The following is an 8767-nucleotide window of genomic DNA, read 5'->3' on the forward strand; positions in this document are numbered from 1 at the left end:
CTCCAACAGGCACAACGCCCCGCCTGACCAGCAGGAGGGGCGTTGCGTCACTTCAAAGGGTAAGGTCAGGATTTGCCAGCCAAATGGCTGAACAGCCCCTCGGGCATGGCCTTGCCATTGGCTTGATAGATCGCCTTCAGGTGGTCCGCCGCTTCTTGCTCGGAGATGAAGCCGTCATGGTTGCTGTCGATCTTGTCGAAGTCGCCGGCACGGTCCTTGGCCACCGCCAGAAACTCATCCCGCGAGACCTTGCCATCGTGGTTGCTGTCGGTTTTGGCGAACGAGGCATCGCCGCACTTGCCTTCGCCGCATTTGCCTTCAGCCCCGGCCTTGGCGCTGGCACCACACTTGCCCTCACCGCATTTGCCTTCGCTTTGGGTGGCCTTGGCGCTGCCGCCGCATTTGCCTTCGCCACACTTGCCCTCGCCGGCCACCTTGGCCGAAGCCAGTTGGTAACCTTGTGCCAGCGGTTCCACGGCAAACGCACTACTGGTCAATGCCATGCTGCCGATCAGGGCGGCGCCGAGCAGGCCGAGGGTGTTTTTTGCTTGAGTCATGATGCAGCTCCACTGTGGTTGGAAAGTGGAGCCATTAAGCCGTTGCGGTTTGTCGTGAATGTATCGCGCCAGGCGCGCTTTTGTATGGGAGCGGGTCTGCAGCGCGGTCAGATACAGTGGGATACACAACGCCCGGCAACGAGCCCCAAGCTACCTTGGGGCCAGGACGCGTGTTCAGTCTTCCAGCGGTTTGGGTGGGGCCGCCGGTTTGGCTGGCTTGGCCGGTTTGCTGTCCTTGGCCTTTGCGTCCGGCGCCGCGGCCACAGGTTCGGGTGCGGTCACCGCCTTTTCGCTGGCGGGCAATTCATCGACCGCCTTGAAAATCGCCTGCGGGTCGATAGGTTCACCGCTTTCGTCATCCTTGAGCATGTGCCGTTCGCCGTCCTTGCCCACCAGAATCACCTTGGTGCCCTTGCTCGCGCCCAGCTTGAGCTCGCGGATCAGGGCCATGGTGGTCTGCTGCTCGAGGTTTTTGTCCTCGCGCTTGCCCATCATGTTGGCGACGCTGTAGAGCACCAGGTTGCGCTCTTTGAAGGCGGCTTGGGTGGCCGGGTCTTCCAGTGCCTTGTTCAACCCGCGCAAGGTCGGGTCGGCAGTGCTCGGGGCAATCACCACCAATGGCCTGGCCTTGCCCAGCTCCTTGGCCAGGGGTGCATCACTGTCTGCGGCAAACAAGGGGCCGGCAACAGCTAGCAAGGTAGCGAGAGTCAGTGACCGGACGAGCATGCGTATCTCCTTATTGTCTCGATATACCAATGACTACAGATCACGGAGAAAAATCCGACAAGGAGCCTAAACCACTTCACTCAAGAACGGGCCGTGGAAAAGTAACTGTCGATTTCCAAGTGTTCTGAAGCCAAGGCGACAGAGCGGACACAAGCTCCTGTCACCTTGACTGAGCATAGCCCAAAGCCGCTTCGCACAGGGGCAGGCCACCCCTGCATTGAGCCGCCATCAGCGCACATGAACGCCTGGGTCTTCTGGCCCCACTTCCATGGCACGAATGGTCAACTCCAGCATCAGCCCCCTGCGTGCAGCACGTTGGGCGTCACGAATGGCATCTGCCTGCTCGAGCATCTCACCCTCAGGGAGCGCTTCATCGTCAAGGACCGTTTCAAGCTGCCGCCTGAACGGCCGGTCAACTTCGGCGAACCGGTCAGGATAAGTACGCTCCAGGTGCGCCTGCCAAAATTCACGGTCAACCATCGAGCGGGCGAGCTCATCCCGGGTTTCGGCATCCAGCACTGCCGCTTGCGCCGCCGCCAGGTCCGCCTGGAGAACCCCTGAAATAGCATGGAAGCTCATATCACCCACCTGCAGGGGCAAGTCGAGCGGTTCCCTCAGCCCAACCCTGAAGGCCAAACCGACCTCACTTCCCTCTTGCTCCCTGCCATGTTCGAGTGCCCATCGGGTAGCAAACCTGTCGACCGCATCCTGGCGCCATAAACATCTTCCCAGCCGAAGCAGGGCGCGTTCGTCCTTTCCTTGAGCGGCATGTTCAACTTGCCACACGAGCAGGTTCAGTTCGAGATTGCTCAAGCACCAGGTTGCACCATCCTGGCACCCCCATTCATCATTGGCCACGGACAACAGGTGCTCCCGCAATTCCGGCGTGATGGCCATCGCTTGCAACACCGCCATCACCCGATTACCCATCGCCCGCGCATTGACGCGAAAATCCTCGGACATCAACAGTTGCCTGAGGACGCGGAAAAACCGCTCGGACTCCGTCCCTGCATCCAGGGAATCCCAGGCTGCGAGCATCAAGCCGCGATGCTCCGGGGCCACCGCATCCCCCCATACTTCACGCGCGTGATCCAGCCGCAGCAGCGCTTGCTCCTCGTCGACGACAAGTTGCTCGCTCCTCAGCGAAGCCTGCAACCGCTCTGTCTGTGCTTCACCCAAGGGGTTGCCACTCAGGCGGATCCTTCGACGGCGCCATACGGGTAACTGGTAGTAATGCTCCGGCACCTGCCGGATCCGGTTTTCCCGCAAGTCAACAGCCACCAACTGATCGCGGTCGAAAATGCCTGGGGGAAGCTGGGTGATTTGTGTGTCGCGAAGGCTCAGCCAGCGCAGTTCGGCCAACCCGGCCAACGTGAACCCCCGCCGCAGTGGATTGTGGGACAGGTCGAGGGATTCCAGGCCAGTACAACAGGCCAGTGTGGCGGCTTGCTGCAGGTTCAGGCCAATGCGGTTGTTGGTAAGGCTCAGGTGCCGTAGCTGCGTGAACTGCAGCAACGGTTGCGGCAGCCGCGTCAGTAGGTTGCCACCCAAATCAAGGGTTCTGAGATTAGGGAAGGCCAACAAGAAACTGTCAGGTATTTCCATGAGGTCAAGGTGCAGCAACGACAGGCTGCTCACCCCTCTGAAGGTGACCTGCGCGGGCAGGCTGGGCAAACCGCCCGACCTGAAATTGCAATACATGACATGGAGGTTTTCTTGTGCGTCGATGTGCAGATCGCCCACCCCCACCGACCGTCTCCAGCAATTGAACAACGTCTGGCGCAAGGCATCGCGGTCCTCCCGAACATCGCTCTGTTCCTGTGCTACCCAGGTTTCCAGCGTGTTGCGAAGCACCGTGAATTCAGTGCTCAGGTCCCTCAGTAGCCCTCTGAGCTGACGCCCTGAACGTCTCGCGTCATCGACCAAGGTGTCAATCTGTTCGTCACTCAACCAAGGGAAGATATCGCGCAATTCCGCCCTAAAGCCATTACCTCTTGACGCGAAACCGCTCACGCCTGCCCCCCCCCAGCGGGTAGCCCAAACGCCCGTCGGCCAAGCGCATCGGCGCTCGAAAAGCCCGCGGGCTTACCACACCTAGCAGACGACTGATCTGGTCACGGTGTCTCACCGCCTCGCGCCCAAGCATCACCCGGAGGTTGTGCGAGAACGGGTCACCGACCCCCATCATTTCCCGCTGCGCCTCGGTATAAGCTGACGCGATGACTTCAAACAGCTCACCTGCCTCACCGATCGCCTCACCCTGATCATCGAGCAGCTGGAACACGCCGTTCCGGTGCACCAGGTCAAATGCTTGCCCGCCTTGACCGCACTGCGCCAGCATCGGCCCGCCCCGATAGCCCTCGTACAAGCGCCAGCGCACACCTTGCTCGCCCCCAGGCAGCTCCTGCAACAGGCCCAAGGCCACCCGTGCCAGGTCCGCATTCTGCGGCGTGTCGAGGTACAAGGCTTCCAGAACCCGCGTTTGGCGGATACCCGACAGGCTGGCCCTGGCCGCTTCGGCCAGGTCGAGTGCGACCCTGCCGCTGGTCAACAAGCGCCTGCGATCAACGCCGCTGGCGGCCGTTACCAACGCTTGCGCGGTGCGTGTATGCAGCCCGGGGAAGACCCGGCGCAGCGCTGCGCTCCCAGGGCTGTCGGTGGGTTGCAACGCATCGTACAGGTACTGCAGCAATGGCCGGCGTTGTGTCCACGCCAGCTCAGCCAGTGCCTGATCTGGCAGGCCATTGGCACCTGGCAACCGCCGAGCGTGATCAAGCACGGTCGTATCTTCTACCGGCTCGCCGCTGCGCAAGCGGCCAATCATGCCGCGAATGCGCTGATCGAGCCCGACCCGCTGTACGCTGTCGAGCATACCTGGGCTGGGCGCCTGGGCATGAACATGCAAGCCTCGCACGTCATCGCCATCGAGCGCATGGAATAGCAGGACCTGATCGATCTGTTCGTCATCCAGCCTGTTGAAGGGTTCGCCCAGGCGACGAAACATGCGATAGCTATCCCGCCACAGGGCCGGTTGTTCATTCCATAACCGCCAGGCGCCAGCGCCATTGTGACGCAGCCTGGGACCATGGCCGGCAACGGGGCACAGTTGCCACTGGCCGTCCCCGGCCGATTCGGTCACACGATAATGATGGCCGTCCATCTCGATCCAGGCCTGCCCGCCCAGACGTCGGATGCCCATGGCGTCGCGGCTTGCGCCGGCATCGGGGGCCTGCCCTTGAAACGGGGTCAGATCCTGTTGCCAGAGTTTGACGGTGCCGTCTTCCAGCCGAGCCGGAACCATGGCATCGACCCGCACGGAGCGCGCCCAAAGCCGTCGGGCCACACCAACCCCCGCCACCGTGGTCGCAAGCACGGCAAGGTCGGTGGCAACATGGGTCAAATGGTCGAGCGCCTCTCGGCGATCCCCCTCATGCCAGGCTTCAAAACCATGGTACACCTCACCCAGCAGCTCCCACGCTGTCACGGCAAGCAGCGCCAGGCCAAGGCCCGGTACAAAGAAACTGGCCAGGTTAAGCAACGCCCATCCCTCGGCGGCCAGGCGCTGGTCATGCTGGCGCTGCACCTCACGGTCCAGCCTGGCCACAGGCACCGCGATCATCGCCGCATCCTCCTTGATCTGGCGAATACGCGCCTGTGCCAAACCATTGAACAACGGTTGCGAATAACCCTGCAAATACGGCTCGAGATCGCGGAACGCCCAGTCCGCCAGGTCATCGAACAGCGCCGAAACCTGGGCAAAGAAAGCCTGGCTGTCACGTCGCAGCACGAAGCGGCTGAAAAAACGCTGGTAGGCTTTGTCTCGCAGGCGACGACCCAACTCGCGGTTCAACTTGTCGACGTTCGCGAATGCGCGCCAAGGCGACACAGGGTCGCCTGGCACGTAGAGCAACACACGGCGGGTGGTGTTGAAAAGGACACCCTGGTCAATCACCTCGAACACGATCACCTGCTCAATCCGGCAACCCAGCAACTTCAGTTGCCTGGCCTGCACAAGGTCACCCGCCAGGCGCAGCAGCTTGCCATCCTCGCACATAGCCACCACCCACTTGAGCTCGCTGTCATCCAGCGTCGCTTCCTGCCTGGCTTTGTAGGCGTCTACCAGCATGGCGTGGCGACTGGCATCTACAAGGCAGGACTCCACGCGCCCTGCATCACCTGCGGGCTTTAGAGTGGAATCCAGATGACGTTGATAACCCTCACCCAAATCCAGCTCACGGCAAAGCGCAGCAAGCTCGATGCATGTGGGCGGTGCAAGCCTGCCCTGGCGCGGAACCAGCAGCCGATTACCGCGCGGCTATCCACCGGCCTGGGCCTGCTCGGCAGTGAAGTTGCGCAGTGCCACCTCAAGCAGCGGCTTTTCTTCATAGACCACCTCGGTGAGGTGCGCGCCTACCGGCTGGCTGTTGATGACAGGCTCGCGACGGCCCTCCAGAAACTTCAGCGTGCGCGCGTTGCCGCCAAGCCCGAAACGCGCGTCAAGGGCCTTCTCCAGGCCCGCCGCAACAAAGCTGTCGATACCTTCGATACTCCGCAGCAGCGCATTGACTTGCTCACGGCTGCGAAGGCTGTTCGCCAATGCCTTGCCGACCTCAGACAGTTGCCCTGGGGGTGTCTGACGCAACCAGAGCGGCAGGCGCTGGCTGATGATGCTGTCCTGGAACGCATCGATGGCTGCCTGTGCGCCTGAGGGCGGAGTAGTGTCCATTGCTCGAGGCCTCTTCACGAAAAGAGGCCAGACTAGGGAGCAGGCTCGGCACCGGGCACTAGATAGCTAACGCCTGCGCTCAGAACAGCTGTAACTGGCGGCCAGTCAGCGTGGCAAAATCATCGCCAACGAACGGCAAAATGGCATCTGCAACCGGCTGCAACTGCCGGCTGAGGTAGTGCTCGTAATCGATCGGCGATTGAAGGTTTTCCATCGGCTCGGGGCCGGCGGTAGTGATGACGTAACTGATCCAGCCGCCGCGCTGATACTGGCGAGGGCGACCGAGTCGGCTGTTGTATTCATCGGCCTGGCGCGCAGCCCGTACATGGGGTGGCACGTTGCGCTGGTAATCGGCCAGCGGCCGGCGCAGGCGCTTGCGGTACACCAGCAGGTTGTCGAGTTCGCCCGCCAGGGTCTGCTGCACGTAATGGCGCACGTAGTCGCGATACGGCTGGCCACGAAAGATCCGCCCGTACAGCTCCTGCTGAAACTGCTGCGCCAGTGGTGACCAGTCGGTGCGCACCGACTCCAGCCCCTTGTAAACCACATCCTCGCTACCGTTTGGGCGTTGTACCAGCCCGGCATAACGCTTCTTGCTACCCTCGTCGGTCCCACGGATGGTCGGCATCAGAAAACGCCGGTAATGCACTTCGAACTGCAATTCCAGTGCGCTTTCCAGGTTCATCTGCTGGCGCAGGTGCTCGCGCCACCACTGATTGACGTGGGCGACCAGTTCTCGGCCGATCTGTGCCGCAGCCGCTTCACCATGGGCGCCCTTGAGCCAGACGAATGTGGAGTCGGTATCGCCATAGATGACCTCGTAGCCCTTGGCCTCGATCAACGCCCGGGTCTGGCGCATGATCTGGTGACCGCGCATGGTGATCGACGAGGCCAGGCGCGGGTCGAAAAAACGGCAACCGCTAGAGCCCAACACACCGTAAAAGGCATTCATGATGATCTTCAGCGCCTGGGACAGCGGTGCGTTGCCTTCACGCTTGGCCGCCTCCCGCCCTTGCCAGACGCGCTCGACGATAGCCGGCAAGCAATGCTGGCTGCGTGAGAAACGCCCACCCCGGAAGCCTTCTACCGAGTGCTCATCGTCGGGCAAGCGCAGGCCCTCGACCAGCCCTACCGGGTCGATCAGGAAGGTCCGGATGATCGACGGGTAGAGGCTCTTGTAGTCCAGCACCAGCACCGAGTCGTAAAGGCCTGGGCGCGAATCCATCACGAAACCGCCGGGGCTGGCTTCGTCAGGGCGGCTGCCCAGGCTGGGGGCGACGAAGCCCAGGCGGTGCATCTGCGGGATATACAGGTGGCAGAAGGCGGCCACCGAACCCCCACTGCGGTCTACCGCCAACCCGGTGACAGAGGCGCGCTCCAGCAGGAACTCGAGCAGGCGGGTATGGGCGAAAATGCGCGTGACCAGCTCGCAATCCTTGAGGTTGTAGCGTGCCAGGGCGGGTTTGTCCTCGGCGAAACGGCGGTTGATTTCGTCCATGCGCTGGTACGGCGTGTCGATGGCCTTGCCTTCACCGAGCAGGGTTTGCGCGACATTTTCCAGGCTGAACGACGCAAAGCTCCAGGTTGCCGAGCGCAACGCTTCGATGCCGTCGATCAACAGCCGCCCCGGCGCGTCGGCGAAGACATGGCCGCCACTGGCGTGGCTGCGCAAGGTCATGGGGGCGCCGTTGCGGCCCAGTGTCAGCGTCACTTGCAGCAGCTTGGCGTGCTCGTGCAACAGGCGCAGGTCGAACTGGATCAGGTTCCAGCCGATGATTGCATCCGGGTCGTGCTCCGCCATCCACTGGTTGAGGCATACGAGCAACCCGGCACGGTCATCGCAATAGTGCAGGTCGAAGTCGAGGCCCTCAGGGTCGCCGTTGGCCGGACCGAGCATGTACACCTGACGCTGGCCGCAGCCTTCCAGGGCAATGCTGTACAGCTCGCCACGTTCACTGGTTTCGATATCCAGCGACACCAGACGCAGCGGTGGGCGATAGCCCGGCAGGGGCTTGAGCTGGGCATCGCAGATCACGCCCTGGTCATCGGGTTGCCCGGTGAACTGCACCGGCGCGGTGACGAAGCGCTCCATCAGGTAGCGCTCAGGCGGGCGGATATCCGCTTCGAATACATCGATGCCGGCATTGCGCATGCGCTGCTCCAGCTGCATCAATTGCCGGTGCTGCCGGCAGTACAACCCCAGCACCGGGCGCTGGTCGAAATCCCTCAATTGCAAGGGGCGTAGTTCGACCTCAGGCTCGTTGGCCAGCAACACGCGGGCATGCGCCTCATGTACCTGAGGGATAAACGCCACCGACACCTGCGGCGCCAGGCGAAGCTGTCGCGGCCCCTGGTCGGTTGCCAGCCAGAACTCCACGCAGGTGCCTTCGGGCGTGTCATGCCAATGCCGGGTCAGGACAAAGCCCTGCTGCAACTCCACTGCGTCGACCTCTGAATCGTTTGTTGTGTTGATTGCGGCGATTCTAACGCCGACGCACCGAGGGAGCGCATCTTCCGTAGGACATTTCTGAACATGAAGAAGATTGTTCCCGACCCACCTCGCCATTTCCTGAGCCATTCCCCGCTCTTCGCAGTCAAATCAGACATCAACCATCTCCACGCCCTCGCCCATGCCATCGATCTGGTGCTGACCAAGAATACCTTGCGCTGAGGTCTGTTCTTGCTGGGGTAAAGGCCCTGACGGAAATGGGGTTAGGGCCTGCAGGTGCCTGCCGCAATATTTTCAGGGCCTGTGAGA

At 62.0% G+C, this 8767-nt stretch carries 4 protein-coding genes and 1 pseudogene; 1 reads left to right on the forward strand and 4 read right to left on the reverse strand.

Annotated features, from left to right (window positions below):
- Nucleotides 1–65 precede the first annotated feature (65 nt).
- The 4 genes and pseudogenes from APH36_RS08365 to APH36_RS08380 all read right to left on the reverse strand — a co-directional run bounded on the left by APH36_RS08365 (nucleotide 66) and on the right by APH36_RS08380 (nucleotide 8449).
- Nucleotides 66–557: a hypothetical protein gene (locus tag APH36_RS08365; RefSeq protein ID WP_060498249.1), complete on the reverse strand. Its 492-nt coding sequence runs from the start codon at nucleotides 555–557 to the stop codon at nucleotides 66–68.
- A gap of 174 nt (nucleotides 558–731) precedes the next feature.
- A complete protein-coding gene (locus APH36_RS08370) occupies nucleotides 732–1283 on the reverse strand; it encodes a DUF4174 domain-containing protein (RefSeq protein ID WP_060498250.1) in 552 nt (183 codons plus the stop codon).
- A gap of 228 nt (nucleotides 1284–1511) precedes the next feature.
- Nucleotides 1512–6009: pseudogene (locus APH36_RS33045) on the reverse strand (NEL-type E3 ubiquitin ligase domain-containing protein).
- A 79-nt stretch (nucleotides 6010–6088) separates the two neighbouring features.
- Nucleotides 6089–8449, reverse strand: a complete 2361-nt coding sequence (locus APH36_RS08380; RefSeq protein WP_060498251.1) for a DNA polymerase II — start codon at nucleotides 8447–8449, stop codon at nucleotides 6089–6091.
- A 93-nt stretch (nucleotides 8450–8542) separates the two neighbouring features.
- Here APH36_RS08380 and APH36_RS31570 point away from each other — a divergent pair, with 93 nt between their 5' ends.
- Nucleotides 8543–8680, forward strand: coding sequence for a hypothetical protein (locus tag APH36_RS31570; RefSeq protein ID WP_156342102.1), 138 nt, complete (start codon nucleotides 8543–8545; stop codon nucleotides 8678–8680).
- Nucleotides 8681–8767: the final 87 nt, after the last annotated feature.

The sequence above is a fragment of the Pseudomonas sp. NBRC 111133 genome (genome assembly GCF_001320605.1).
Classification (GTDB): domain Bacteria; phylum Pseudomonadota; class Gammaproteobacteria; order Pseudomonadales; family Pseudomonadaceae; genus Aquipseudomonas; species Aquipseudomonas monteilii.